At 70.2% G+C, this 26,752-nt stretch carries 23 protein-coding genes and 1 pseudogene; 9 read left to right on the forward strand and 15 right to left on the reverse strand.

Annotated elements, in window-relative coordinates:
* Positions 1–160: 160 nt before the first annotated feature.
* The 4 genes from AC07NG_RS10420 to AC07NG_RS10435 form a co-directional block, all read right to left on the reverse strand.
* Complete coding sequence (locus tag AC07NG_RS10420; protein WP_494593807.1) at positions 161–1,702, reverse strand: acetolactate synthase large subunit; 1,542 nt, start codon at positions 1,700–1,702, stop codon at positions 161–163.
* A 177-nt stretch (positions 1,703–1,879) separates the two neighbouring features.
* Complete coding sequence (locus tag AC07NG_RS10425; protein WP_494593809.1) at positions 1,880–3,664, reverse strand: feruloyl-CoA synthase; 1,785 nt, start codon at positions 3,662–3,664, stop codon at positions 1,880–1,882.
* 227 nt (positions 3,665–3,891) lie between these two features.
* Positions 3,892–5,226 carry a dihydroorotase gene (locus tag AC07NG_RS10430; RefSeq protein WP_494593811.1) on the reverse strand — a complete coding sequence of 445 codons (1,335 nt, stop codon included), beginning with the start codon at positions 5,224–5,226 and terminating at the stop codon, positions 3,892–3,894.
* 318 nt (positions 5,227–5,544) lie between these two features.
* The gene (locus AC07NG_RS10435) at positions 5,545–6,726 is read right to left on the reverse strand and encodes a glycosyltransferase family 9 protein (protein ID WP_494593813.1); all 1,182 of its coding nucleotides are present in this window, start codon (positions 6,724–6,726) and stop codon (positions 5,545–5,547) included.
* A gap of 109 nt (positions 6,727–6,835) precedes the next feature.
* On the opposite strand from AC07NG_RS10435, the gene ygfZ reads away from it, so the two are divergent.
* On the forward strand, positions 6,836–7,666 hold the full coding sequence (ygfZ, locus tag AC07NG_RS10440; protein ID WP_494593939.1) for a CAF17-like 4Fe-4S cluster assembly/insertion protein YgfZ: 831 nt from the start codon (positions 6,836–6,838) through the stop codon (positions 7,664–7,666).
* Here ygfZ and AC07NG_RS10445 read toward each other — a convergent pair.
* On the reverse strand, positions 7,663–9,366 hold the full coding sequence (locus AC07NG_RS10445) for a hypothetical protein (RefSeq protein WP_494593815.1): 1,704 nt from the start codon (positions 9,364–9,366) through the stop codon (positions 7,663–7,665). The genes ygfZ and AC07NG_RS10445 overlap by 4 nt on opposite strands.
* 139 nt (positions 9,367–9,505) lie before the next feature.
* Here AC07NG_RS10445 and AC07NG_RS10450 point away from each other — a divergent pair, with 139 nt between their 5' ends.
* The 3 genes from AC07NG_RS10450 (at position 9,506) to AC07NG_RS10460 (ending at position 11,766) form a co-directional block, all read left to right on the forward strand.
* Positions 9,506–10,393, forward strand: coding sequence for an alpha/beta fold hydrolase (locus AC07NG_RS10450; protein WP_494593817.1), 888 nt, complete (start codon positions 9,506–9,508; stop codon positions 10,391–10,393).
* Positions 10,394–10,457: 64 nt separating this feature from the next.
* On the forward strand, positions 10,458–11,054 hold the full coding sequence (locus tag AC07NG_RS10455; protein WP_494593819.1) for a DNA-3-methyladenine glycosylase I: 597 nt from the start codon (positions 10,458–10,460) through the stop codon (positions 11,052–11,054).
* 46 nt (positions 11,055–11,100) lie between these two features.
* A complete protein-coding gene (locus tag AC07NG_RS10460) occupies positions 11,101–11,766 on the forward strand; it encodes a HEAT repeat domain-containing protein (RefSeq protein ID WP_494593821.1) in 666 nt (221 codons plus the stop codon).
* A 179-nt stretch (positions 11,767–11,945) separates the two neighbouring features.
* On the opposite strand, the gene AC07NG_RS10465 is transcribed toward AC07NG_RS10460, so the two are convergent.
* Together AC07NG_RS10465 and AC07NG_RS10470 are read right to left on the reverse strand one after the other, a co-directional pair.
* Positions 11,946–12,290 (reverse strand): DUF8200 family protein, encoded by a 345-nt coding sequence (locus tag AC07NG_RS10465; RefSeq protein ID WP_494593823.1) that lies wholly within the window; start codon positions 12,288–12,290, stop codon positions 11,946–11,948.
* A 63-nt stretch (positions 12,291–12,353) separates the two neighbouring features.
* Positions 12,354–13,001 carry a glutathione S-transferase C-terminal domain-containing protein gene (locus tag AC07NG_RS10470; RefSeq protein WP_494593825.1) on the reverse strand — a complete coding sequence of 216 codons (648 nt, stop codon included), beginning with the start codon at positions 12,999–13,001 and terminating at the stop codon, positions 12,354–12,356.
* Between the two features lie 83 nt (positions 13,002–13,084).
* Between AC07NG_RS10470 and AC07NG_RS10475 the strand changes: the two genes are divergently transcribed.
* Positions 13,085–13,717 carry a TetR/AcrR family transcriptional regulator gene (locus tag AC07NG_RS10475; protein WP_494593827.1) on the forward strand — a complete coding sequence of 211 codons (633 nt, stop codon included), beginning with the start codon at positions 13,085–13,087 and terminating at the stop codon, positions 13,715–13,717.
* A 149-nt stretch (positions 13,718–13,866) separates the two neighbouring features.
* Here AC07NG_RS10475 and AC07NG_RS10480 read toward each other — a convergent pair whose 3' ends face one another.
* From AC07NG_RS10480 to AC07NG_RS10495, 4 genes and pseudogenes are all read right to left on the reverse strand, one after another.
* Positions 13,867–15,075, reverse strand: a complete 1,209-nt coding sequence (locus AC07NG_RS10480; RefSeq protein WP_494593829.1) for a sialidase family protein — start codon at positions 15,073–15,075, stop codon at positions 13,867–13,869.
* On the reverse strand, positions 15,072–15,398 hold the full coding sequence (locus AC07NG_RS10485) for a hypothetical protein (RefSeq protein ID WP_494593831.1): 327 nt from the start codon (positions 15,396–15,398) through the stop codon (positions 15,072–15,074). The genes AC07NG_RS10480 and AC07NG_RS10485 overlap by 4 nt, the downstream gene beginning before the upstream one ends.
* Before the next feature lie 33 nt (positions 15,399–15,431).
* Positions 15,432–15,614 carry a hypothetical protein gene (locus tag AC07NG_RS10490; RefSeq protein ID WP_494593833.1) on the reverse strand — a complete coding sequence of 61 codons (183 nt, stop codon included), beginning with the start codon at positions 15,612–15,614 and terminating at the stop codon, positions 15,432–15,434.
* Positions 15,611–16,696, reverse strand: a pseudogene (locus AC07NG_RS10495) (PepSY-associated TM helix domain-containing protein); the annotation flags it as partial. The gene AC07NG_RS10490 and the pseudogene AC07NG_RS10495, both read right to left, overlap by 4 nt.
* Before the next feature lie 204 nt (positions 16,697–16,900).
* Between AC07NG_RS10495 and AC07NG_RS10500 the strand changes: the two are divergent.
* Positions 16,901–17,764 carry a YwqG family protein gene (locus tag AC07NG_RS10500; RefSeq protein WP_494593835.1) on the forward strand — a complete coding sequence of 288 codons (864 nt, stop codon included), beginning with the start codon at positions 16,901–16,903 and terminating at the stop codon, positions 17,762–17,764.
* A 63-nt stretch (positions 17,765–17,827) separates the two neighbouring features.
* A complete protein-coding gene (rnhB, locus tag AC07NG_RS10505; RefSeq protein WP_494593836.1) occupies positions 17,828–18,451 on the forward strand; it encodes a ribonuclease HII in 624 nt (207 codons plus the stop codon).
* Positions 18,452–18,530: 79 nt separating this feature from the next.
* Here rnhB and AC07NG_RS10510 read toward each other — a convergent pair whose 3' ends face one another.
* The 4 genes from AC07NG_RS10510 to AC07NG_RS10525 all read right to left on the reverse strand — a co-directional run bounded on the left by AC07NG_RS10510 (position 18,531) and on the right by AC07NG_RS10525 (position 24,913).
* Positions 18,531–20,105, reverse strand: a complete 1,575-nt coding sequence (locus AC07NG_RS10510; protein WP_494593838.1) for a family 43 glycosylhydrolase — start codon at positions 20,103–20,105, stop codon at positions 18,531–18,533.
* Positions 20,106–20,159: 54 nt separating this feature from the next.
* A complete protein-coding gene (locus AC07NG_RS10515; protein WP_494593840.1) occupies positions 20,160–22,166 on the reverse strand; it encodes a family 43 glycosylhydrolase in 2,007 nt (668 codons plus the stop codon).
* Between the two features lie 489 nt (positions 22,167–22,655).
* Positions 22,656–23,492 (reverse strand): C40 family peptidase, encoded by an 837-nt coding sequence (locus tag AC07NG_RS10520; protein WP_494593842.1) that lies wholly within the window; start codon positions 23,490–23,492, stop codon positions 22,656–22,658.
* Entirely contained in the window at positions 23,492–24,913 is a 1,422-nt protein-coding gene (locus AC07NG_RS10525) for a leucyl aminopeptidase family protein (protein ID WP_494593844.1), read from the reverse strand. Before AC07NG_RS10525 ends, AC07NG_RS10520 begins: the two co-directional genes overlap by 1 nt.
* An 88-nt stretch (positions 24,914–25,001) precedes the next feature.
* Here AC07NG_RS10525 and AC07NG_RS10530 point away from each other — a divergent pair, with 88 nt between their 5' ends.
* Positions 25,002–25,835 carry a tetratricopeptide repeat protein gene (locus AC07NG_RS10530; protein ID WP_494593846.1) on the forward strand — a complete coding sequence of 278 codons (834 nt, stop codon included), beginning with the start codon at positions 25,002–25,004 and terminating at the stop codon, positions 25,833–25,835.
* A gap of 85 nt (positions 25,836–25,920) precedes the next feature.
* On the forward strand, positions 25,921–26,730 hold the full coding sequence (locus tag AC07NG_RS10535; RefSeq protein ID WP_494593848.1) for a hypothetical protein: 810 nt from the start codon (positions 25,921–25,923) through the stop codon (positions 26,728–26,730).
* Positions 26,731–26,752 lie beyond the last annotated feature (22 nt).

A 26,752-nucleotide genomic window follows, 5' to 3' on the forward strand; every position in this document is an offset into this window, starting at 1 on the left:
TCTGACGAAGAACCCCGCCGGTGCGAACCGGCGGGGATTTTTGTGTCCGGGGAGGGCCCCCTCAGTCGCTCCGCGACAGCTCCCCCAGAGGGGGAGCATCTGACGGCGCGAACCCAGATCCTCCCCCTTTGGGGGAGGTGGCCCGGAGGGCCGGAGGGGGTTAGGCCAGCGCCGCCTCGATCAACCTTGGCCCCTTGCCGGCCATCGCCCGTTCGAACGCCGCGTCGAAGGCCTCGGCCGTCTCCACCCGCTGCGCGGGCACGCCCAGCCCCTGCGACACCGCCACCCAGTCGATGCGCGGTTCGCCGATGTCGAGCAGCTTGCTGGCCGCCGGGCCCGCCGGGCCGGCGCCGGTGCGGGAAAGCTCGATGCCGAGGATGCGGTAGACGTGGTTGGCGAAGACCACGACCACGACGTCCAGCTGCTCGCGGGCGATCGTCCACAGGCCCTGCACCGTGTACATGCCCGCCCCGTCGCCGGTCAGGGCCAGGACCTTGGCGTCGGGCCGGGCCACGGCCGCGCCGATGGCCAGCGGGATGCCCTGGCCGATGGCGCCGCCGGTCAGCGACAGCCAGTCGTGGGCGCGGGCGGCGCGGGTCTGGGTGAAGATCGGCAGGCCGGCGGTCACCGCGTCGTCGGAGATCACCGTATCGGCCGGCATGTGGCGGGCGATGGCCGCCCCGATCGCCCAGGCGTCCAGCTTGCCGGCCGGCGCGGGCGGCGGGGCGTAGGGCTCGGCCGGACCGGCGGCGGGGGCCTCCAGGGCGTCGGCCAGGGCGTTGAGGGCGGCGGCCGCATCGTCGCCCCGGCCGCACAGGGTCTCCAGCCCGCAGTGCTCGGGCACGAGCACGCTGGGCCGGTCGGGATAGGCGAAGAAGGCCACCGGCCGCTCGGTGGCGACCAGCACCATCAGGTCGGCGCCGTCGAGCTCCTTGAGGGCCTGTTCGCCGAAATAGGGCAGCTTGTCGGGACGGAAGCGGCCCTCGCCGCGCGCCTGGCGGGCGGTGAAGGTGTCGGTCAGCACCCGGATCCCCAGGGCCGCCAGCCGCCCGGCGGCGGCGATCCCGTCCGCGCGGCAGGCGCCCGAGCCCAGCAGCAGCACCGGCGCCTTGGCCGCCTTCACCGCGTGGGCGACGGCGGCGATCGTCTCGTCGTCGGGCGCGCCGGGGGCGGGGATCTCGGCCACCCCGCCGTGCACCGTGGCCTCGTTCCAGGCGGCGTCGGCGGGCAGGATCAGGCAGGCGTTGCCCGCCGGCGTCCCGTAGCTGGCGGTGATCGCCTCGGCGGCCAGCGGCCCGACGCTGTCGGCGCTCTCGGCCGACTTCACCCACAGCGAGTTGGGCGCGGCCAGGGCGGCGATGTCGCTGTTGAGGGGGGCGTCGAAGCCTCGGTGGTAGGTGGCGTGGTCGCCCACCACGTTGACGATCGGGGTGAAGGCCCGGCGGGCGTTGTGCAGATTGGCCGCGCCGTTGGCGTAGCCCGGCCCCAGGTGCAGCAGGGTGCAGGCCGGCCTGCCCGCGATCCGCCCATAGCCGTCGGCCGCCCCGGTCGCCACGCCCTCGAACAGGCACAGGATCGAGCGCATGCGCGGCTCGCGGTCCAGGGCCGAGACGAACTGCATCTCGCTGGTGCCCGGGTTGGCGAAGCAGGCGGTGACGCCGTTGTCGGCCAGGGTGGTGATCAGGGCGTCAGCGCCGTTCATGTGGTTCTTCCTTCCCTAGCATCAAGATGCTCCCCCTCTGGGGGAGCTGTCGCCCCCGGGTCCGGCCGCAGGCCGGCCCGAGGATAGACTCCGCGACTGAGGGGGACCGCCGAAGGCGGTGCTGACCCCCTCCGGCCCTCTGGGCCACCTCCCCCAAAGGGGGAGGATCGCCTTGGCCTACCCAAACACCATCACGTCTTCATCGGGCGCGACCGCGAACAGCCGCTCGATCTCCGCCGGCCGTCGCTCCCGCGCCAGGGCCTGGTTGATATAGCCCTTGTCGGTCAGCTCGCCGCTGGCCGCGTCGGGGGCGCCGGGCAGGATCAGGGCGCGGGCCACGCGGCCGCCGCCCTTGGCCCCGGCGTTGAAGCGCTCCAGCCCGGCCCGGATCGCCGCCCGCACGGCCGCCGCGTCGCCGATGCGCTCGCAGGTCCTGGGCTCCAGGAACAGCATCAGCCCGACGCCGTCGCGGCCCTCGCCGCAGACCACGGCGTCGCTGGCCGCCCCGCCGATGGCCGAGATCGTCGCCACCCGCAGGGCGCCGGCGGCGACGAAGGTCCCGCTGGCCAGCTTGAAGTTCTCCACCAGCCGCCCGTCGAACACGAGGCCCGCCGAGGGATCGTCCGGATCGGCCAGCCGCGCGGCGTCGCCCAGGCGGTAGAAGCCGTCCTCGTCGAAGGCTTCCCGCGTCGCTTCGGGCTGGTCGAGATAGCCGGGCGAGACCTGCGGGCCCTTGACCCGGATCTCCAGCTTCTCGCCGGCCGGGACCAGCTTCACCGCCGTGCCGGGCGTGGGCAGGCCGACCATCCCTGCGCGCCCGTTCAGCCAGTGGATGTTGCAGGCCGTCGGCCCGGTCTCGGTGGCGCCGTAGCCGGCCGCGAAGGTGATGCGCTGGCCGGTCGTCTCCAGGGCCACGGCCTGCACCCGGTCGAGGATCGACTGGGCCATGGCCGCGCCGCCGTACTGCAGCACCCGCACTTTCCGGAAGAAGGTCGCCGCCAGCACCGGGTCGCGCTCCAGCTCGCCGACCAGCAGGCCCCAGCCGGCCGGCACCATGTTGTGATAGGTCGGCGAGACCTCGCGCAGGTTCCGCAGCGTTTCGGAAAACCGCCCCGGCACGGGCTGGCCGGTGTCGATGTACAGCGTGCCGCCCCGGTGCAGCACCATGTGCAGAATGGCGTTGGCCCCCAGGCTGTGGCTCCAGGGCGCGGAATTGACCAGCACCGGCGGATCGGGGTCGGCGTAGCAGGCCTCGATCTGGGCGGCGTTGAGCGCGATGTTGGCGTGGGTGCAGATCACCGCCTTGGGCCGGCCGGTCGAACCCGAGGTCAGCAACAGCTTGGCGAGGTCGCCGGCCTGCGCGACGTCGGCCGCTGGCGGGCTGGCCAGCAGGGCGTCGAAGGGCTGGTCGCCGGGGCGCGGGTTGCGGCTGGCGACCACCGGCAGGCTGTCGATGGCGGGATGATCCAGAGCCTGGGCGAAGGCGGCCGCGTCGTCGACATAGACCGCCGCCGGCTTGATCCGCTCGACCGCCTGGGCCAGGCGCGAGAGGTCGGCGCCGGCCAGGCCATACTGCGGCGATACCGGCGCGGCCGGGGCGCCCAGGCTCATGGCCGCATAGGCGATCAGAGCGTGGTCTATGCCGTTGCGGGCCAGGATCAGCAGCGGCGCGCCGCGCGACAGGCCAAGGGTCGAGAGGCCGCCGGCCAGGGCGGCGATGCGCGGCGCGGCCTCGCCATAGGTGACCGTCCGCCAGCCGTCCTGGCCCTCGATGCGCTCGGCCAGCCAGACCCGGTTGGGCGCCTCTGCAGCCCAGCGGGCCAGCGGGGCGGTGGTGGTCCGCACCGCGTCGGAATAGGGCATGGGGTTGCGCAGGATCAGCGCCTCGCCGTGCTTTTCGACCTCCAGCGCCCGCTGCGCATAGCGGGCGTCACGGAACGGAGCGCTGACGAGGGTGTCCATGCCCCCTGTTATGGAGCGCGTCGAACGGCCGTTCAACCTCGTCGAGCGGCGTTCGCTCGTCCTTCTCCCCTTGCGGGAGAAGGTGTCATCCGAAGGATGACGGATGAGGGGTCTCTCAGACGCAAAACGCCGCGACAGCTGAACAGCCGTCGCGGCGTTTCTGTACGTGCGACCCCTCACCCGACCCCACTGCGTGGGGCCACCCTCTCCCGCAAGGGGAGAGGGAACTATTTCGCCAACGTCTCCAGGAACCGCACCGGCTCGCCCTTGCCCTCGGCGATGATCTCGTCGTCGCGCATGACCACGATGCCGCGGACGATGGTGGCCACCGGCCAGGCCTTGGCCTCGAAGCCGTCGAACGGGGTCCAGCCGGCGCGGTTGGCCATCTGCTCGTGGGTGATGGTCTTGCGGGCCTTCATGTCGACGATGGTGAAGTCGGCGTCGAAGCCTTCGGCCAGGCGGCCCTTGTCGGCCAGGCCGAACACGCGGTTCACGCCATGGCTGGTCAGGTCGACGAAGCGCTCGAGGGAAAGCTTGCCGTCGACCACATGGGTCAGCATCACCGGCACCAGCGTCTGGACGCCCGGCATGCCCGACGGCGAGGCCGGGTAGGGGCGGGCCTTCTCCTCGCGGGTGTGGGGGGCGTGGTCGCTGCCCAGCACGTCGGCGATGCCGGCCTCGATGCCGCGCCAGACGCCGGCCACGTGATAGGCGTCGCGGATCGGCGGGTTCATCTGGGCGAAGCCCTTCAGCCGCTCATAGGCCTCGGGCGCGACCAGGGTCAGGTGCTGGGGCGTGACCTCGACGCTGGCGACGTCCTTGTTCTGGGCCAGGAAGTCGATCTCTTCCTTGGTGGTGACGTGCAGCACGTGGATGCGCTTGCCCAGGTTCTTGGCGATGCGCACCAGGCGGTGGGTCGACTGCAGGGCGGCCTGGGCGTCGCGCACCTCGGGGTGGCTGGTCCAGTCGCCGGGACGGGCCAGGTGGCGGCGGTCGGCCAGGCGGTATTCGTCTTCCGAGTGGAAGGCCGCGCGGCGGTTCACGTGCCGCAGCACGTTCTCGACCCCCTCGTCGTCCTGCACCAGCAGGCTGCCCGTCGAGGCGCCCATGAACACCTTGATGCCGCAGCAGCCCGGCAGGCGTTCCAGTTCGCCCAGGAAGTTGGCGTTCTCGTGGGTGCCGCCGACATAGAAGGCGTGGTCGGTGTGCATCCGGTTCTTGGCGCGGGCCAGTTTGTCGGCCAGGGCGTCCGGATCGGTGGTGGTCGGCTCGGTGTTGGGCATCTCGAACACGGCGACCACGCCGCCGAGGGCCGCGCCGCGCGAACCGCTTTCGAGATCCTCTTTCCACTCCAGGCCCGGCTCGCGGAAGTGCACCTGGCTGTCGATCACGCCCGGCAGCACGGTCAGGCCCGTGGCGTCGAACACCTCGCCGGCGCTGGCCTGGCTGAGGTCGCCGATGGCGACGATCTTGCCGCCGCGCACGCCGACGTCGGTGATCCCGCGCCCGGCATGGTTCACCACCTCGCCCCCACGGACGATCAGGTCGAAGGTCTGGGACATGGCGCGCGCTCCTGAGGGGGTTGCCGGGGTCTAGGTCTGCTGGGGGCGGGTGGCAACACCAAACTAAACCCCTCTCTCATAGAGAGAGGGAGGGGCCCGACGCCGAAGGCGGTGGGAGGGTGAGAGGTTTCACCGTTGGCCGGCTTGTCCCGGCGCGTTCCGAGACGCTTCACCGCTCACGGAGATCACCGTCGACGGATGACGCGCGGTAGCAAAAGGCAGAGCCGACGACCGCGCCTGGTTCGGAGAGAGTGTTACCTCTCACCCTCCCATGGCTTCGCCATGGGCCCCTCCCTCTCTCAAAGAGAGAGGGTAATTCTAAGCCGGCGGGCTGGCTTCGCCGCTGGCGCGTTTGCGGCGGCGGGGGGAGACCTTGAGTTTGGGTTCGGCTTCGGCCGGCTCTTCGGCGATGGCCGGGGTTTCGGCGGCGGTTTCCAGAGCCACTTCCGGCGCGGCGGTTTCGACCGGCGGCTCGGCGGCCGGTTCTTCAACCGGCGGCGCGACGACGACCGCGCTGGCGCGGGCCTCGTCCAGCAACTCCACGGCCGCGCGAACCACCTTGGCCACCGGCAGGTCGCTCATGTGGCGGATGGCTTGTGAGAGGTCGGGGTCGACGGCCTTGAACTGTTCGAAGTCGCGCGGGCCGCGCACGGCGCGGGTCAGCGGGCCCCAGGGGCCGTAGCGGCGCTCGTCCGAGGGGCCGAACAGGCCGACGGTCGGCGTGCCGGCCGCGGCGGCGATGTGCATCAGGCCGCTGTCGTTGCCGATGAAGAGGTCGGCGCGCTTGAGGCAGGCATAGGCGGTCAGCAAATCGACCTTGCCGGTCAGGTCGATGCAGCGGCCGCGCGCCGAGGCCATACGCAGCTCCTCGACCATGCGCCCGTCTTCCGGACCGCCGAGGATCAGCAGGCGACCGCCCTCCAGCTTGCCGCCGGGGCCGAGCAGCTGGGCCGCCGTCTGGGTGAAGCGCTCGATCGGCCAGACCTTGCCGATCCAGTTGGCGGCCGGGCCCATGGCCAGGATCGGGCCGGCCTGCTCATTGCCGCGCGGGGCCAGCATCTGGTCGGCCAGGGCCTGGACTTCCGGGGTGATGTAGAGGTGCGGGGCCGGCGGGGCGTCTTCGATCTTCAGCACGCGGGCGGTCTCGATCACCTTGTGGGCGATCTCGCCGGGGGTCTTCTTCCAGATCGCCCGCTTCTCGCGGCGCAGGAAGAGGGCGGTGGCGCTGCCGCGCAGATCGACCACCAGGCCCCACTTCTTGTGACGCACCTGGTTCCACAGCTTGAACCAGTGACCCTTGCCCTTGCCCTTCTCCATGACGATCACCCGGTCGAGGCCGGGGACGTGGGCGAACAGGGGGGCGGCCAGCGGGCCGGCGACGATGGTGAAGCGGGCGTTGGGGATCTCGTCGGCCAGCATTCTGATCAGGCCGGACGACAGCACGGCGTCGCCGATACGCGTGGCGGTGATGAAGAGAATCGGGAAGGCCCGCTGTGTCATCGGTCCATCTATAGGGTGAACCGCCTGTCAACGCATCCCGTTATCCCGCTTAAGCTTTCTTCGCATGAAAGACTGGCGGATGCGTCGCCCTGGCGCCACATGTTCGGCCATGACCAGCCCGCGCACCGCCCATCTTTCCTCCCGCGCCGTCATCGCCGTCGCCGGCCCCGATTGGCGCAGCTTCCTGCAGGGTCTGCTGACCCAGGACGTCGAGACGCTCGCGCCCGGCGAGCTGCGCTTTTCGGGCCTGCTGACCCCGCAGGGGCGGCTGCTCTACGACCTGTTCGTGGCCGGCCTTCCGGACGGGGCGCTGCTGGATGTCGCCGCCGACCACCGTGAGGCCATCGTCACGCGGCTGTCGATGTATCGCCTGCGGGCCAAGGCCGAGATCGGGGCTTCCGACCTGGCGGTCGGCGCGGTGTTCGCGCCGGACGGCGCACCGGTGGTGGGCGAGGGCTTCTACGCCGATCCGCGCCTGCCGGCCCTGGGCGCGCGGGTCTACGGCCCGACGGCCGAGCCCGACGCGACCGAGGCCGAGTACGACGCCCATCGCCTGGCCCTGGGCGTGCCCGGCCCGGCCGACTGGCTCAGCGACAAGGCCTATCCGATCGAGGCCGACTTCGACCTGCTCTCGGGCATCGACTTCAAGAAGGGCTGCTTCGTCGGCCAGGAGACCACCAGCCGCATGAAGCGGCGCGGCACGATCAAGAACCGCATGCTGCCGATCGCCTTCGACGGTCCCGCTCCGGCCTTCGGCGCCGAGGTGCTGGCCGGCGAGCTGCGGGCCGGCGAGGTGCTGAGCGGCGGCGAGGGCCGGGCCATGGCCCTGCTGCGGCTGGACCGCATCGAGGGCGCGGACCTGACGGTCGACGGCCGCCCCGTGCGGGTCGAGCGCCCCGACTGGGTCCCGCCGACGCCGGTGGCGGCGTCGACGGTCTAGCCGGCCCCTTCCAGCCAGGGCACGCGCGGCAGGCGGGTGTCGCCGTCCAGCTGGCAGACCGAGCGCGGCGAGTTCGGCCCCACCTCGGCGAGGATGCGGTCGATCTCCTTGCGGTAGCCGCGCGAGGCGGCGCCGTTGAAGCCGTTGCTGGCGGGCAGGGCGGCCAGCGGCTGCGCCAGGTCGCGTCGTCCCATCCGCAGCAGCGCCAGCACGGAAGCCTCGATCACATCGGCGCGGGCGTCGCCCCGGGGGATGGCCGCGACCCGGTCGGCGACGCTCACCGCCGCCGGTCCCGCCCGGCAGAGGCCCAGCAGGGCGTCGGTGCGGCCCGGCACGGAGCGGACGGCCTCGATCCTTTTCGCCAGGGGCAGGGCGGCCGGCGCGCCCAGATCGCCCAGGCGGACGGCCAGCCCCTCCAGAGCCGCGTCCTCGCCGACCAGCGGCGCCAGGCGCGGGCCGATGCGGGCGAAGGCCTCGGCCGGCAGGGCGGCGGCCACGTCGGCGAAGGTCTGCTGGGCGCTGGAGCGGGAGCGATCGCCATAGGCCCGCCCGATCGCCGCCAGCAGGGCCTCGGCGTCCACCTGGTCGGCGTTGCTGACCACGATCCAGCGGCTGAAGTCCTCGTCCTGGGCCAGGTCTTCGCCGGCCATCAGGCGCGAGAAGCGGGCCAGGCCGCGGTTCACGGCCTGGCGTCCGAAGGCGCGGGCCTGGGCCACGGCCGGTTCCGAACCCGCCGCCAGGGCGCGGGTCTGGGCCTCGTCGAGCGACAGGATCAGCTTGCCGCCGGTCCTGGTCGTATGGATCGGCCGCTCCGCCAGGCCAAGGACCCCGGCGACCATGCCCGCAAAGCCCCCCGCCCCGCCGCCGACCCCCGGCTTCAGCTGGTAGAGCGTGTGGGTGCATTCGTGGCGGGTCCAGGTGAGGCAGCCCACCAGCGGGAAGGGGATCGGCGAGGGGACGGCGGCGATCCCATAGGCCAGGGCGACGGCGCGGCCGTCCGGCGCCGTCAGGGTCAGGCGCCGCAGTCCCGGCTCCAGATCCCCGGGTCCTTCGCCGGTGGCCACCCGCACCACCGGCCCCTGCGGTTCGCCGGGCAGGCTCAGCACGCAGGCGTTGGACACGAGCGCCCGGCCGACCATCATCCGCTGCGCCGTCATCCGCAGGTCGGGGGACTTGGGAATGGTCTCGCAGGTCGCGCGCGGCAGCACCCGCAGCGCGGCCGGCTGGCCGCTGCGGTAGACATCGGGATAGCGGTAGACGACCGGCAGGGCGTAGCGCTCGACCAGGCTCTGGGCCAGTTGACCGGGGGCCAGGATCGAGGCCTGGGCCGGATCGAAGGGCAGGCGCACGGCGGCGTTCTCGCGCCGCAGCCGCTCGTCCAGCGCGCGATAGTCCAGATAGCCCGTGACGCACCAGACCAGGTTGCCGCCATAGACCAGCACCGGGATGATCAGCATCCAGCGGGGCGCGGCCCGGCGCCAGGCGTCGACCGCCATCGTCACCAGGGCGGCGTTGAACAGCAGGCCGATCCAAAGCGGCGACAGGGCGAAGAACAGGATCAGGTTCAGCAGCGGGATCTGCTGCAGCAGATAGGCCGGGATCATCGCCAGCAGGAACAGCGGCCAGGCGGGCCACCGCCGGGGCTTGGCCGGCCCGTAGGGACTGGGAGCGGGTTTTCGCCGTCCGAACGTCTCGCTCATGCGGGCCGTCTCCGTCGCCAAGCGCGCGGGCTCTACTCGCTCATAAATTGATTACTGATTATTCATCGCGCGGGCGATTGCGGCGACAGGGATCTGGGCTCAAGTCTTCGGGCGAGCATCGCCGTCTGGGGGAAAGCCAATGAACCGCCGTGAACTCCTGGGCGCGGGCGCCCTGCTGGCCGTCCCTCTGGCCGCGCTCGCCGGACCCGCCCTGGCGACCGACATCGACCGCTTCTCCGTGGTCTTGCGGGGCAAGGGGCCGGACGTGATCCTGATCCCGGGCCTGGCCTCGTCGCGGGCGGTCTGGGCGCCGACGGCCAAGGCGCTGGAGGATCGCTACCGCGTCCACCTGGTGCAGGTGGCGGGTTTCGCCGGCGATCCGGCCGGAGCCAACGCCGAGGGCGCGGTCGCGGCCGGCGTCGCCGAGGGCCTGGCCGCCTACATCCAGGCCAAGGGGCTGAAGGCGCCGGCCGTCATCGGCCATTCGATGGGCGGCACGATCGGCCTGATGCTGGCGGCCCGGCATCCGGGCCTCGTCGGCCGCCTGATGGTGGTCGACATGTTCCCCAACCTGGCCATGGCCTATTTCGGACCGGGCGCCTCGCGCGACGCCGTGGCCAAGGGCGCGGCCGACTTCCGCCAGCGGATCGAGACCTCGCCGCCGGACCAGTACCTGGGCCGCCAGACCCAGACCGCCGCGACCATGGTGCTCACCGAGAGCGCCCGCAAGGCGGTGGTCGACGACTCCCTGGCCAGCGACCGCAAGGTCGTGGGCCGGGCGATGGAGGAACTGCTGACCACCGACCTCGCGCCCGAGCTGCCGCACATCACCGCCCCGACCACCGTGGTCTGGGCCTGGAACAAGGCCAGCTTCGCGCCCGCCGAGGCCTTCGCCGGCTGGTACGGCGCGGCCTATGCGCCGCTGAAGGGTGTCAAGCTCGTCCGCATCGACGAGGCCGCCCACTTCGTGATGATCGACCAGCCGGCCCGCTTCCAGGCCGAGGTCGAGGTCTTCCTGAAGCCTTAGCCGGCCTGCGCGCGTGTTCCTCAAAAGTTCTGGTTTTCGGGCGTCGTTCTGCTAGCCTCGCCGCATGACTGAGATCCATCGCTGCACCTGGCGGGGCATGAACGGCGACCCGCTGTACGAGGCCTACCACGACACCGAGTGGGGCGTGCCCGAGTACGACAGCCGCGCCCTTTGGGAGAAGCTGGTGCTCGACGGCTTCCAGGCCGGGCTGTCGTGGATCACCATCCTCAAGAAGCGCGAGGCCTTCCGCGCCGCCTTCGCCGATTTCGACCCCGAGATCGTCGCCCGCTTCGGGGCCGAGGATCGCGCCCGGCTGATGGCCGACGCCGGCATCATCCGCTCCAACGCCAAGATCGACGCGGCCATCAACGGCGCGCGGATCTATCTCGACATGCGCGATCGCGGCGAGGACTTCTCGCAGTTTCTGTGGGGCATCGTCGGCGGCGCCCCGATCCAGAACAGCTTCACCGGCATGGGCGACGTCCCGGCCCAGACGCCGCTGGCCGTCGAGATGGCCAAGGCCCTGAAGGCCAAGGGCTTCAAGTTCTGCGGCCCGGTGATCGTCTACGCCTTCATGCAGGCCGTCGGCATGGTCAACGACCACTTCGTGACGTGCTTCCGCCACGACGAGTGCCGGGCGCTGGGCGGGGAGCGGGGGTAGGGCGCGACGGCTCGCGGGCCTTGGCCCTGCGCGCTATGCTCGCATGATGGACGCCAGCACCGTTGAGTTAGACGCCGCGAAATCCCGCCTCCGCGCGGCCATGCAAGATTTCGAGGCCTGGGCGGAGCGGGAGGCGCCGGTTTCCTCGCGAGGGGGAGAGTGGGAAGTCAACTATCCGGATTGGGGCGAGATCCACGACGCCTACCTGGATCTGCTGCGCGTGATCCATCTCGAAGCGCTGGACGCCGAGACGTCGCATCGCCTGCTCTACCTGCTCGGTCGGGACAATGAGATCCAGTTCCTCGAGCGGGAGCTGGTGGCGCGACCGCCCCTGCTGCTCGCCCTGACGGAAGCGGCGCTGCGGTCCGACGACGCGGATGCGCGGTGGCAGATCGCCGACGCGCTCGGCGCCGTCGATGTTCCCGACGAAAGCGTCGTCTCCACGCTTGAGGCGTTCGTCGTTGATCCGGAGGAGTATGTCTCCCGGCGTGCGCTCCTGGCCCTGGCCCGACGGACGTCGGCGACCATCGAGCCATGGGCGGTCAGGGCGTGGGAGACGGGCGGGGAGTACCAGCGAATAGCGGCGCTCCACGCCCTAGCGACCCGGGGCTCGGCGTTGCTCGCGTTCTATCTCGCCGAAGCCGACGCCGATGGCCGCGAGCATCTGGCGAACTTCGCGGAGCGGATCCGCAAGAACGGCCCCGAGGCCTGATCGGCAATCACCGGCCTGAGCTCATTTTCCCCCGAGCATCCCCGCGAAGGCGGGGACCCAAGCTGAATTTCAGGCGGGGGCGCGCGGCCGTGGATCATCCGCGGCCTCGGCTTGGATCCCCGCCTTCGAGGGGAAGAACGGGTTTGGGTGGCGCAGGGCGGAGGACTGCCCGCCGCCGCCTACCGCGCCGCCGCGACTTCGGCGGGGCTGGGCGTCTTGGCGAAGCGCACCGGGTTGCAGTCGGCCAGCTGGGCGTCGGACAGCGTCACGCCGCGATAGCCGAAGCCCGTCACGGTTCCCAGTTCGCGCGCCAGGCGTCGGCAGCTGCGCAGGGGCGGCAGCGACTTTACCTGAAGCGAGCGGCAGACCTGGCCCTCGCAGCGCCAGGCCGCGCCGTCGAAGACGATGTAGTCGCGGGGCGCGGGCGCGCTGAGGGTTAGCCAGGCGTTCTGGGCCTGGGGTTCGGCCATGGCGGGGCCGCCCGTCGCGACCAGGGCCGCGACGGCGAAGAGAAAGCTACGCATGGGAAAGCTCCGGGGAGGAGGTTGGGGAGGGTACGCTTACTGGGTACCGGTCGGCCGCCGCGCCTAGGCGGCGGCCTTGAAGAGCGTGAATTCCTCGCCCAGCGCCCGCGCCACCGAGGGGCGGACTTGCAGGCGGTCGCGATAGGCGGAAAGGGCGGGATAGGGCGTGAAGTCCATCGCCAGGTAGCGGGCCCAGACCAGCATCACGAACAGATAGGCGTCGGCGACGCCGAAGCGGTCCTGCAGGAACGCGCGTCCGGCCAGGTGCGCCTCCAGCACGGCGAAGCGCTCGGCGGCTGACGCCCGGGCCAGGGCCTTGGCGTCTTCCGGCGCGCTGGCGGCCAGCAGGACGCCGAAGGTCCGGGCGTGCAGCTCGGCGCCGACGAAGCTCAGCCAGCTCTGGGCGCGGCGGCGCTCGGGGCCGTCGGGGGCGATCAGGCCGGCGGCCGGGAACAGGTCGGCCACATGCTGCAGGATCACCGCGTTCTCATAGATCAGCTCGCCGTCGCCCGTGCGCAGCACCGGCACCTGGCCCATCGGATTGATCGCCAGGAACGGCGCGCCGTCGTGCGTGCGCTTGGGCCGGGCCTTGGTGTCGACCTGGATGAAGTTGATCGGCGCGCCCGCCTCGTAGGCGGCGATCCGCGTCGCCATCGAACAGGCCATCGGAGAGAAGTACAGGTCCATCGCCGCCTCCGTTTGCATTTTCATACTGTTTCGCATAAAAATAACCGAGGTCAAGGAATAAGCTGCGAAACGGTACAAAAAGCAGCGTCGGCCTGGAGAGAGTCGAGATGTCGGAACAACCCGCCAAGCGCCGAGGCCGCCCGCGCGCCTACGACCCTCAGGTCGCCCTGGCCAAGGCCACCGAGACCTTCTGGACCCAGGGCTACGCCGGCGCCTCGCTGGACGACCTCAGCGCCGCCACCGGCATGAACCGCCCCAGCCTGTACGGGGCGTTCGGCGACAAGCAGGCGCTCTTCTCCGCCGCCATCGACGCCTACATGGACGCCTCGCGCGGGGCGATGGTCCAGGCGTTCCGGGCCGGGGGCACGCTGCGCCAGGCGCTGGAGCGGGTCTATCGCGCGGCGCTGGACATCTATCTGTCGGGCGAGGACGGCGGGCGCGGCTGCTTCATGGTCAGCGCGGGCCTGGGCCAGGCGGTGGTCGATCCGGCCGTGCGCGACAAGGTGGCGGCCGGTCTGCACGAGCTGGACCGGGGCTTCGAGCGCCTAGTGGCCCGCGCCGAAGCCGCCGGCGAACTGCCCCCCGGCGCCGACCCGGCGGTGCTGGCCCGCGTGGCCGGCGGCATGCTCAACGCCCTGTCGGTCCGCGCCCGCGCCGGCGAGACCCGCGAGCAGCTGGAAGCCACGATCCAGGCGACGGTGGAACTGGTGTGCGGGGCTGCGCGAGACCCCTCTCTCTGAGAGAGAGGGAGGGGCCCGCGCCGAAGGCGTGGGAGGGTGAGAGGTTACAGTCTCTCCGGATAAGGTACGGCCTTAGGGAGGCGGGGATAACCCGCCAACGGTGAAACCCCTCACCCTCCCACCGCTTCGCGGCGGGCCCCTCCCTCTCCCTATGGAAGAGGGGCTTGGAGTTGCTTCACCGGAACCCGCGTCACCTGCACGTCCTCCTTGTTGGCGGCGTAGCCGACATAGAGCCAGCCGTTCCAGACCACGCTCTTGGGATAGTGATAGCCCGGCCGCTTGTACTGGCCTGGAAACCGCAGCGGCTGCAGGTCGGCCTGGCCGCGCAGGCGCCAGCTGCGGTTGAAGCGCTGGCCGTCGGGGCTGAGCGTCACCGCCAGCGGCAGGCGCGGGCGGTCGGTGTTGGGGGCGTTGACGAGATAGGCGGTCCCGTCGGGCAGGTTGCCGGCGCTCTGCTTGGCGCGGGCGTCGGGCACGTCGGTCAGGGCCGGCGTCGTCCAGGTCTGGCCCCGGTCGCAGCTTTCCGCGGCCAGCTGGCGGAAGCTGAGATCCTCGTCGCGGAACACCATCACCGCGCAGCCGTCGGCGCGGCGGAACAGGCTGGGCTCGATCTCGCGGCTGAGGCGCTTTTCGTGCGGGGCGGCGGCGCCCCCTAGAGAGATAGGCGACGTGTCGCGCGGCAGGCTCTCCATCTTCCCCTGCCTCCAGCCCGAGACGCCCAGCGGGTCGTCGGTGAAGAACGGCTTGGCGATCATCCCCGGCCGCAGGTGGAAGGCGGTCATCACCCGGCCGTCGACCCGGTGCGGATCCTGCTCGATCACCCCTTCGACCGGCTTGCCATCGGCGCCCGTCACCCGGCGCGGCGCGCTCCAGCTCCGCCCGTCGCGGCTGGTGCGGTATTCGGCGTAGCCGCCGGCCCCCGACTGGAAGCCCTCCGGCCAGACATTGGCGTAGGCGACCAGCACCTTGCCGTCGCTCCACCAGCCGCCGCTGGAGCGCATCAGCCCGCCGGTCCCGGCCGGCGCCAGTTCCTTGGGCGCGCTCCACCGCTCGCCATCGTCGCTGACGCTGTAGGCGACCCAGGTGTCGGCGGAATCCTCGTCGCGGGCCGAGCTCTGCCACTGGGCGTAGAGGCGGCCCTTGAAGGCGATCAGCGCCACGCCGTTGCTGAACTTGTCTGTGCCTTCGGTCGGCGCGAAGACGGTGAAGGTCTCCGCCCCGGGCGCCGGCGCGAGGCCGAGGTCGGGCCGGCCCTGTGCGAAGAGGTTCGGGGCGACCGTGTAAGGCGGGGCTTGCGGCGCGGCGGCGGCCGTCAGCAGCAGGACGGCGGCAAGGCTGGCGATCGATGACAATCTCATGCGCGCGCCGCGTCGGCGGCGTGATCGACCCGCCACACCACCTGGTTTCCCCAATAGGTGATCGTCGTCGGCTCCGGCCCCAGGACGAGTTCGAACCAGAACTGGTCGCCCCAAGCGGCGTCCGTCCCGATGGTCATGCCGCCGAGGCTGCGGCCGCCTTCCGGGTGAAGGTCGCTCGTCACCACGTGCCAGGTCATGGCGACACCGCCGATGACGGTGTCGATCACGCCGTCCCAGTCGTCGGTGGGACGAAAGGCCAGGTCGTAGGCGCCGTCCGGGCCGATCATCCGGACGGTGAAGGGGGCGGGCGTCGTGGTTCTCATGCGTCCAGCCTAGCGGGGCGAGGCGCCCCTCCGCTACCGCCGCCGCGCGACCAGAGCCCAGATCGTCGCCGCCACCGAGACGCCCAGGGCCGCCGCGCCGATCCAGTCCCAGGCGCCGTCGCCCAGCAGGGCGACGACCAGGCCAAGCAGGCTGAGCGCCGCCACGGCCAGCGGGATGCGGAACACCTGCCAGAGCGAAAGATGGCCCCGGCTCATTTCAGCGTCCCCCGCTTGACCAGCCACAGATAGAGGCCCGAGCCGAGGATCACGATGGTCGCCAGATCGAGCAGCGCCCACAGGATCTTCAGCGGCAGCCCGCCGTAGTCGCCAAAGTGCAGCGGCTGCGACAGCGACAGGGCCGCCACGTACCAGGGCGTCGGGGCCACGGCGGCCAGCTGGCCCGTGCGAGCGTCGATCAGGGCCGGGGTGGTCAGGCGGGCGGTCAGCGGCGTGTCGCCGTGGAAGAACACCGCGTAGTGGTGCTGCGTCGAATAGGTCGAGCCGGGGAAGGCCACGAACTGCAGCTGCTTGCCGGGCAGGGCCAGCCTGGCCCGCTCGACCGCCGCGTTCAGCGAGCTGCGCGCCGCGATCGGCGCGGGCGCATCATAGGCGGTGGTCAGCTCCTTCAGCGCCGTGTCCTTCCAGTAGGCGATGATCGGCGTGGCCAGGGTGTTGACGACGCCGGTGACGCCCACGACCAGCACCCAGGCCAGGGTCACCGCGCCCAGCAGGTTGTGATAGTCGAGCCAGCGGGTCCGCGCGGCCTTGTGGGCCCGCACCGTGCCGAACGGCAGCCGGCGCATGAACGGCGCGTACAGCACCACGCCAGACACCAGGGCGACGACCAGCAGCAGCCCCATCGCCCCCAGGAACAGCATGCCCGGCAGGCCCAGGAACATGTCGGTGTGCAGCTGGAGCAGGAACTCCATCACCGGATGGCCGGCCACCGACGGGGCCGGATCGCCGCTGGTCTGGTCGATCGGCTGGAAGCTGTAGCCCGACTTGCCCGGGACCACGCTGGTGACGTTCACCACCGGCCGGTCCTCGTCGAAGCTCATGAAGGCGGGAACCTCGCCGGGCTTGCGGGCCATGGCCGCGGCCAGCACCTGGTCGAGGTCGAGCTTGGGGCCATTGGGCCGGGCCGGCGTCCAGGCCTGGTGCATGGCCACCTCCTCGATCTCGTGGGTGAACACGAGCGGCAGGCCGGTGACGCACAGCATCAGCAGGAACAGGGTCGAGACCAGGCTCGACCACTTGTGCGCCCACGACCAGGCCCGCAGCGTCGAGGCCTTCATCGGGCGACGAACGGGAAGGCGAGGGCGGGCACGGCGAGATCTCCAGCGCTGAGAATGCGTCGCGATAGAGAAAAAGCCCAGGTCTGACAATCGGATCGTGGCGAGTAGGGAGCCCGGCGAGGCCGGGCCGACTGGCGGCGCAACCTTTCCGTGCTAGAGCTTCGGGGGTGGGCGCTGCGTCGCCGCCGTCATGTGGGGGCATGGACGATGATCCGCAGAACGTTGCTGACGAGCCTTCTGGCCCTGCTGGGCTGCGGGCGCCGTTCCGAGGCCGCGACCTCGATCCTGGACCGGATGGAAGCCCAGGCCCTGCCTTGCGTGATCCTGCAGTCGGGTCGGGGCGCGCCGGTGGGCAGGCTGGGCGGCCGGCCCGATCTCGACGCCCGCCACGACTGGCCGATGTGGAAGGACGCGCCGCAGGCGTTCCTGCTCCAGCTCAACCTGGCGGCCCTGCGCCGGAGCGGCGGACCCGACTGGCTGCCCGAGCACGGCGCCCTGTTCTTCTTCTACGACGCGGAGCAATCGACCTGGGGCTTCGATCCGGCCGATCGGGGCAGCTGGCGGGTGATCCACGACCCGCAGGGCTTCGCCGCCCGCCCGCGCACCCCGCCGGCCGGCCTGCCCGATGACGCCGCCTATCGAAGCCGCGCCTTGGGCGGGCGTCCCGACCGCTCACGACCGGACGCGGAGCTGATGGGCCTCCCCTGGCCGGATGTCGACACGCCGGAATACGGCGCCTACGAGGCCCGGCTGAACGCCAACGCGCCCAAGAACGCGCCCTGGCACCAGGTCGGCGGCCACCCCGCCGCGATCCAGGACAGCGGCATGGCGCTGGAGTGCCAGCTGGCCTCCAACGGGGTCTATGTCGGCGGGCCGGAAGGCTACGCCTCCAGCCGGCGCAAGCAGCTGGAGGCGGGCGCCAAGGATTGGCGGCTGCTGCTGCAGATCGATTCCGACGACGGCGCGGGCATGATGTGGGGCGACGTCGGGCGGCTCTATTTCTGGATCCGCGAGGAAGAGGCCCGCCGGTGCGACTTCGCGGGAACCTGGATGGTGCTGCAGTGCTCCTGACGGGGCCGTCTTCGCCAACCGCCCCCGTTCCCTTCACGGCCGAACACGCCTAAACACCCGCCCATGCCGAACGGTCCCGACATGATGCTGGAAGCCGCCTGCGGGCCGGGACCGGTCTGCGGGGTGGACGAGGCCGGCCGCGGGCCGTGGGCCGGTCCGGTCAGCGCCGCCGCCGTGATCCTCGATCCGGCCCGGGTCCCTGCGGGCCTCAACGACTCCAAGAAGCTGTCGGCCAAGGCCCGCATGGCCCTGGAGGTCGAGATCAAGGCGATGGCGATCGCCTGGTGCGTGGGCATGGCGTCGGTCGAGGAGATCGCGGAGCTCAACATCCTGCACGCCGCCGGCCTGGCCATGAAGCGCGCCGTCGAGGGGCTGGGGGTCAAGCCGGCCTTCGCCCTGGTGGACGGCAACTACCGCTTCGTTCTGCCGTGCGAGGTCAAGACCGTGGTCAAGGGCGACAGCCTGTCGTGCTCGATCGCGGCCGCCTCGATCCTGGCCAAGGAAGCCCGCGACCGGATCATGGTCGAGGCCGACGGCCTCTATCCCGGCTACGGCTTCGCCGGCCACAAGGGCTACCACGCCCCCATCCACCTCGAAGGCCTCCGCAAACTCGGCCCCTCGCCGATCCACCGCCTGAGCTGGGCCCCGGTGAAGCTGGCGCTGGCGGGGGAGTTGGGCGAGGGCTGAGGGGGAGTAGTACCCGCGGCGTTCCCGTCGTTTCCTCGGCATGTACCGATCCGACATTCGTGGCGGGAATCTCCACGCTCTAATCTTTTCGCCGATACTCAAAGTTGTCGAAGGTCGCCTGTCCGGTTCCGGCGGAGACCAGTGTCGGCCGGAGGGCTAGAAATCCTTTGAAATTGTTGTGGTTCATGGTCGAGACGTCAATCTGATCGGCCAGCTGCTCCCAGCGGCGACCGTCCCCACTGACCAGGAAAGTGGCCCGCTCGTCGTCATTGATTATCTTCAAATAGAAGTGGCCGCCGTAGCTGCTCGGCTTGGTAATGCTGTCTGTCGCGGACCTATGGATCGTGATCGATACGCCGTCGGAGGTCACCCCGGCCAACGCCTTGTCGTTGTAGACCAGAAGCAGACCGCCGGACGCTCCCTGGTCCACCTTGATCTCGACCTGCACCTCGTAACGGGGATCGGTGGCCGTCACGATCAACTGCTTGGCGGTCTGGGGCGTGCCGCCCGTCGCCTTGATCGATAGAACGCCGTCTTTCACCGACACGCCGTCGAGATTACGCCAGGACGTCCACTGAAGACCAAGCTGCTCGCCCGAGAACGTGTCTGACAAAATCATGTCGGCAAGCCCAGGCGCTGAAGGCGGGCCGGGCAAGGGGTGAGGCGCCTGGGCCAGCACCGGCCAACCGTCCGCCGTCCAGTCGATGGGATCGATCAAGGTCATGCGGCCCAGGGTGTAGGCCGCCTTTTCGTAGGCGTGATAGACGATCCACCAGTTGCCGTTGACGTCGTCGACGATCGTTCCGTGGCCTTTGGACCACCACGGCTCCTTGGCGTCATAGGTGTGGATGAGCGGGTTGTAAGGCGAGTTTTCCCACGGACCATTGACGCTCTTGGCCCGGGCGACGATGGCCATGTGGCTGGTGGCCGGGCCGGCTGTGCCGCCCTCGGCCGACACCATGTAGAAATAGTCGCCCTTGCGAAACAGCTTGGGCGATTCCAGGCACATGCATTCGGTCTTCCAGTCGGACGGATAGCGCCAGCCGGCATAGACCTCCCGAACGTCTCCGACCTTGTTGAGGCCGTCGTCAGACAGCTGGGCCATGCGCCCGGCCGAGGTGAACAGGTATCGCTTGCCGTCTTCTCCAATGACGTGACCGGGATCGATCTTCGGAATTTTGAGATCGATTGGCCGGCTCCAGGGTCCACGAATGCTGTCTGCCGTGATCACCCAGTTGGTCTTGTCCGATGGATAGTAGATGTAAAACTTGCCGTTGACCTTGCTCAGTTCCGGCGCATAGGCGTCGGCCGCCTCGGTCATGGCGCGCGCGATCGGCGACCAGTGGATCAGGTCGGTCGAATGCCAGATCAGGAACGCTGGAGCATAGCCGAACGGCGAATGCGTCATGTAGTAGTCAGCGCCGTCCCTCAGAATAGAGGGGTCCGCGTAGTCTCCCCGCAGAACCGCCTTGGGATATCCGGCGGGACTTGTGGCGAAGGGCGGCGGCGCCTGCGAGGCGCTTGTTTGCGCTTGTGCTTCGCCTCCGAGAACCAAGGCCGCCAGGAATAGACCGGTAAGGTGGGCTCGAACGTCTTTCTGGCGCGCGATGTCTGCCGAAAAGCCCTCCTTGGGCGTCGACGTGCTCAGCGGCATTCTCTTTGTCCTGCTTCTGGTATTGGCGGCTTTCCGCACCTGAGGTCGATCCGCCTAGCTTGCGGGCGCCCACTGGAAGCGACTGCCGTCGCCGTTGTCGCTCTTGGGGCCGGGGCTATCGGCGGAAACCCGGCCAGTCTGGCGATCGACACGCAGAAACCGGTTCGTCTTCAGAGACATCAACACCAGGTCGCCATCGGGCGTCTCGATCCATTGGAAGCTCTGGGCGACCGACGGGCGGGCCTTTTGCAGCTTGACCTGAGCGTCTTGCGTGACGGTCAGGAATCCTTCCCCGCGCTTCAAAGCGACTCGTCCGAACTTCATGTCCACGACCGTAAAGGCGCCCGACAAGACCGGAGCGACGGCGTTGGCCAGGGCGATCCTGCGTCCATAGGGAATGGGCCGCGACAGACCGTGCGGGTGAGGCTCCTGGACATCGACCGCGTCGAAGTCGGCGAAGCCGCCCGGCGCGCCTTGGGTGTTGAAATTGAACAGGGCGTAACGAACGCCCTGGAAGGTCATGCCCTGAAAGATCATGGGCCATGCGTTTCCGATCGGGGCGAAGGACGCGCCGTCGACCGAGTAGCTGAAGCGGGCTTTCTCGGTGATGTAGTCGCAATCAGCCCGTAGCCAGACCCGCCTGGCCGACAGAGGAACCCGAGTGTAGGCGCCGGTCAGTTCGTCGAATAGGACGAGACCGCGACCGTCCGCTGACTGTTCTACGCCCAACCAGGCATAGGGCTTGTTGAAAAGCGCCAGACCCGCGACGTCGCCCGATTGCAGGCCGTCCAGATCAAGAACGACCGTTACGGTCGACGCGGGGCCGATCGCGCGCTGTGTCAGGGTGTTCTTGGCGTCCCACAAGGTGGCCGCCGGGAGGCTGTGAAGGCGAAGGCTCCCTGGCCGCTCGATCAACGACCAGCGGTGGTCGTCCGGCGCGTGGTTCCACTGCCAGATCGGCAGAAGCGTCGGCGCGGCAAAGTCGTCGCTGCGCTGGTAGGGCGGGTGAGGCTGCGAGATTGTGCGCGTCTTCGGTTTGACCCAGGTGCGCGGCGTGCGGCCAAGATTGCCCGGCAGGCCAAAATAGGGCCAGCCGTCCTTCCAGGTAACGGGAGAAAGGGCCGTCAGACGACCGACCGAATTGTAGTCCATCATCGACCAGCCCCACCATTCGCCGAGGGGGGTCTGCACGACCCCGCCCTGGTGCAGCGAAACCCGTCCAGCCGGAGTCGCATTGGCAGGTCTGACGACGAAGGGCGGCGCCTTGGCGCCCTCCAGGCGATTGCCCTCGTTAAGCCCGAAATCTTCGTCGATGCTGATGGCCGGGTTGATTTCGTATGGGCCCTCGGGGCGATCGGCCCGTGCGGCGGGCATGCGCATGCGTCCATCCCACCAGGCTGAGATGATGTAGTACTTGCCGTCGATCTTGTAGAAGTGAGATCCCTCGCCCATGCCGGAGCCGCGCTTGATGATCACGCGCTCCGTGCCTGGCACGATGTCCAGGAGATCGGCGCCGAGCTGGGCAATGCGGATCTCATTGTAGCCCCACACCACGTAGACCTTGCCGTCTTCGTCGAAGAGCACGGACAGGTCGTGGAACGACCGCTTCATGGCTGTGCGGGTCCACGGACCAGCAGGGTTTGTCGCCGTGAAGAGCTGGGTGGTCTGACCGTTTACGTTGCTGAAGATGTAGAACACGCCGTCGTGGTGGCGGAAGCTGGGCGCCCAAATGCCGCGGCCATACACATTCTTTCCTTCCTCCAACCGGAAGGCGGGACCCAGATCAAGCGTGGGCGAGGCGTAGGCGACGAAATCCCAGTTCACCAGATCGGTGGAGTGCAGGATTGGCAGGCCCGGCATCGAATGCATGGTCGTGCCGGTCAGGTAGAAATCGTCTCCGACGCGGATCAGATCGGGATCGGAAAACTCGTCGTAGAACAGGGGATTGGTGAAGGTGCCGTCGCCGTTGTCGGCGACCCAACTCTTGGAGAGTGCGGGTGACGGGGCGGGGTGTTCCGTCGCGAAGGAAGGCCCCGTCAAAGCCATCAACAGTGCGATCAAGAACGCCGTTTTCAACGATCCCGTTGCGCACGTGCGTTCTATTTGTCTGACATTTAGAAGGCCGTTTAACAGTTCTCGTGGGCGCGGAGTTGGCCTTCGCTCCCGTAGCGCGTCTACGAGCAGATCGCACTGTTGAGAGGAGTTCACCCGGATATCCATCGCCCGGTCACTGGCGGCGAATTTCCAAGCCGAGTGTCGCTGCACGGCCCTCTCCATCCCATAGTATGATATTTTGTCCTACAATTTGCGATTTGACGCGTCGTGTCAAACGCGTGGCTCATCTCCAGTGGAGGAGCCGAGTGTTGGCTTTGACGAGGTCCGAGCTCGGCACGTCGCCAACATCGTCATCGGCGCCATGTGATCGGAGCTCTTCCTGCGGGCCGCATTCGGGATTTGGAGGCGCCTGCCGTCACGACCTCTTGGGCGCAGACGTCGCCTCACCACCCATGGCTGACGTCCAGTCGGGCTGCTTCCAAGACGGGCGCGCGCCTACGCCCGCCGCCACCCCGTCGGCAGTCCCACCCCCGCCGCCTCGATGCGCGCCACGGCCTCGGCCAAAGGCTCGACCGCCACGGCCATGTGGTGGGCGTTGGCGTGGACGATGGTGTCGGGGTCGAGCAGGATCGCCACGTGGCCTTTCCAGAAGACGAGGTCGCCGCGCCGGCGCTCGGCCTCGTCGATCGGCTGGAAGAAGCCGAACTGCATGTCGGTGTCGCGCGGGACGGCCTTTCCCGAGGCGGCCAGGGCCTGCTGCACCAGGCCCGAGCAGTCCAGCCCCAGGCTTTCCCGCCCGCCCCACTGGTAGGGCGCGCCCAGGAACGACAGGGCCGTGGCGGCCGGGTCGGGGGCGGTGGCCACGCCGATGGGGGCCAGATGCGCCTCGACGAACCAGCCGGTCCCCGCGCCCTTGGCGAAGCGGCCCTCGCGGGCCTCGACCGTGACCAGGGCGTTCAGGGAATAGAGCCCCACGGGCCGCGACTTGATGTCCGGCTCGCCGAACGCATAGGTGCGCAGGCCCGCCACCTGATGGGTCGCGGGCTCGCCCAGGGGCGCGAGGTCGGCCTCCGCCACCCAGCCCACATAACCGTCGCGCGCCGCCTGGCCCCAGGCGAAGCCGTCCCGCATGTCGAGCACCGCGAAGCGCTCGCCGAACAGCAACTGGCTCTCCTGCTCGGCGTCGGGCGCGGGGGCCTTGCGCAGGGCGGCCGTGGGCGCGGCGACCTGGCGGGCCTTGGGCGCGTCGTAGCGCTCGGCGGCGACGATCCCTTCCAAAGCCAGGTCGGCGAGGTCGGGGCGGGCCAGGGTGAGGCGGCGATCCGGCGCCATCAGGCGAACTTGCTCTTCAGCATGGCGTAGAGGCCGCGGATGGCCTGGGCCTCGCCGCCGCTGGGCCGGCCGGCGGCGCCCTTGGGGTTCCAGGCGTAGATGTCGAGGTGAACCCACGCGCCCGTGGTCGGGGCGAAGCGCTGCAGGAACAGGGCGGCGGTCACCGAGCCGGCCTGGGCCCAGGCGTCGGGGTCGTTCTTCAGGTCGGCGATGTCGCTTTCCAGCGCCTCGCGATAGCCGTCCCACAGCGGCATGCGCCACACCGGGTCCGAAGCGGCGCGGGCGCCGGCCTCGATCTGGCCGGCCAGGGCGTCGTCGGGGGTGTAGAACGGGATCACCTGCGGGCCCAGGGCCACGCGGGCGGCGCCGGTCAGGGTGGCGAGATCGATGGTCAGGGCCGGCGAAAGCTCGGCCGCGCGGGTCAGGGCGTCGGCCAGGATCAGGCGGCCCTCGGCGTCGGTGTTGCCGACCTCGATCGTGAGCCCGGCGCGGCTGTCGAGCACGTCGCCCGGCCGCATGGCGTCGCCGGCGATGGCGTTCTCGACCACCGGCACCAGCACGATGAGGCGCACGGGCAGCTTGGCCGCCATCACCATGCGGGCGAGCGCCAGGGCGTGGGCGGCGCCGCCCATGTCCTTCTTCATCAGCCGCATGCCGGCCGAGGGCTTGATGTCCAGGCCCCCGGTGTCGAACACCACGCCCTTGCCGACCAGGGCGACCACCGGGTGCTTCTCGTCGCCCCACTGCAGCTCCAGCATGCGCGGCGCGCGTTCGGGCACGGCGGCGCGGCCCACGGCGTGGACGGCCGGATAGCCTTCGGTCAGCAGGTCGTCGCCGACGATGGCGGAGAAGGTCGCGCCGAACTGTTCGGCGATCTCGCGGGCGATGGTCTCGATCTGGCGCGGGCCCATGGCGTTGGCCGGGCTGTTGACCATGTCGCGGGCCAGGGCGCAGGCGTGGACGATGGCCTGGACCTCGGAAAGATCCACGCCCTCGGCCGCGACAAGGCGTCGCGCGCCGTCGGCGCCCCGGGCCTTGAAGCGGTCGAAGCGATAGGTCCCCAGGGCGAAGGCCAGGGCGATCTGGCCGGCGTCGAGGCCCTCCGGCGTCGCGTGCAGGCGATAGTCGCCGGCCGGCAGCTTGGCCGGCAGGGCGCGGAAGGCCATGGCGTCGGCCCGTCCGCCCTTGGAAACCCGTTGCCCCAGGCCGAACAGCACGCGGTCCAAGGCGCCTTCCGGGGTGGGGGCGACCACCACCTGGCCGGCCTTGCCGCTGAAGTCCGACAGCTTGGCGAAGCCGCGCACGAAGCTGGGCCGCGCCTCCAGGAACGCCGCGACCTCGTCTTCGTAGAGGGCGTGCACCGGGATCACGGGGCCGTCGACGGCGCCGCGCGAGGAGGCGGCGATCAGGGGTTCGGTCATGGGCCGGGGCTTTCGCGGATTTATGCTTAACGATTCCTTGAGGGGGCCGGGCGATGCTCGACCCTACCTCTCCGGAGACTGCCCTTTCATGTGTCGCAAGCCCGCCCTGCTCGCAACCGTTCTCGCACCCGTTCTGCTGCTGGCCGCCGTCCCGGCGTTCGCCGCCGACAAGGGCAAGACCCCCACGACGAGTGACGCGTCCGCCTCCGTCTCCGCCCCGGCCCCCGCGCGCCGCAAGGCCAGCCCCGCCGAGCGCGCCGAGGTCCGCCGGATGGAGCCCCTGGCCCGCGCCGCCTTCTGGAGCGCCGAGGTCGAGGCCGATCCGCGCGACGCCGAGGCCGGGGTGGGCCTCTCCCAGGCCCTGCGCACCCTGGGCCGCTACGACGAGGCCGCCGACGCGGTCGGCCGCGTGCTGGTCGCCACGCCGAACGACCAGGAAGCCCTGCTGGAATCCGCTCGCGTGCAGGTGGCGCGCGGCGAGGGCTTCTTCGCCATCGAGCCGGCCAAGGCCGCCGCCGCCGCCGCCCCGCGCGACTGGCGTCCGCTCACCCTGCTGGGCGTGGCCTACGAGCAGTCCAAGCGCGACGACGAGGCGCTCGCCGCCCACCGCCAGGCCGTCGCCCTGGCCCCCAACGAAGCCGCCCCGGCGGCGAACCTGGCCATGTACCTGGCCGGCCACGGCGACCTGCCGGGCGCCGAGGCCCTGCTGCGCAAGGCCGCGACCCTGCCGTCCTCGACCATCCAGATCCGCCAGAACCTGGCCCTCGTCGTCGGCCTGCAAGGCCGCGTCGACGAAGCCGAGAAACTGGCCCGCCAGGACCTCCCGCCCCAGGTCGTCGACAACAACCTCGCCTGGCTCCGCGCCGCGCTGGGCCAGGGCGGCGGCACCCGGACGTGGGAAGCGGTCAAGGCGGGGAGCTGAGGGCTCACTCGCCGTCGCTGATGGCGCGATTTCCGGCTCGACCTTAAGTGGATCCTGCGGCACGCTTCCGGCTTCGGAGGGGGACGTGGCCGACAGCAATCGACGTAGAGCCCTGGCCGACGTGGTGAGCGTCGAGGCCTGGCACGCGGCCCTGGAGCAGGGCGGGGGCAAGGCCGACCTGCATGTCGACGTCGTCTTCGGCGTCGGCCGCATCGGCGGCGGCGATCCGTCGGGGGTGCGGTTCAGGCTGGGCCTTAGGCGCGCCGAGGTGATCGTCGTCGTGCCGATGCACGAGCCGGCCCATATCGGCGGCGAGTCCGTTCCCCGTGAGACCGTCGGCCAGGTGGTCGGCAAGGTCGAGACCAAGGCCAAGGTCAGCAAGAAGGTGGGTCTGGCTCTGGACGGGCAGGGCGGGGCTTCGGCTACGGGCGTTCAGGCCAAGGCGAGCGCAAAGGCGAATATGGCCCTCGCCGCCAGCAAGGACTGCACGGTGAGCGCCAGCCGCGCCTACAAGGGCCTGGGCGTGACGCAGATGAACACCGGCGAAGGGCAGCGGCGCTGGATCATCGTTCCAGAGCTCGGCGAGACCGTGCTGACCGGGCGCCCCTGGGACGCCACGAAGCAAACGCGGGGTGAGGTCAAGGACGGTCGTCCCGCAGGGTCGCGCAGTCTCCCCGGCGTGGTCAGGGTCGAGGTGCGCTGCCTGCGTGAAGACCTGGAAATCAGCAACATCGCGCTGAAGGACGGGTTCCTGGGCAGGCTCAGTCGGAACCGCGAGCTGGCCGCCGAGGCCGCCATCCGCACCCTGCTCTCGGCGGAGGGGTTAGTCGCTGGCGACATGAGCGACCCCTATGCCGAACTAACCCTGGTCATGACCTTCGCCGATGCCGTCTGAAGGCGAGACTTGGCTATCGGCG

The sequence above is a fragment of the Caulobacter sp. GW821-FHT10C03 genome (genome assembly GCF_059415485.1).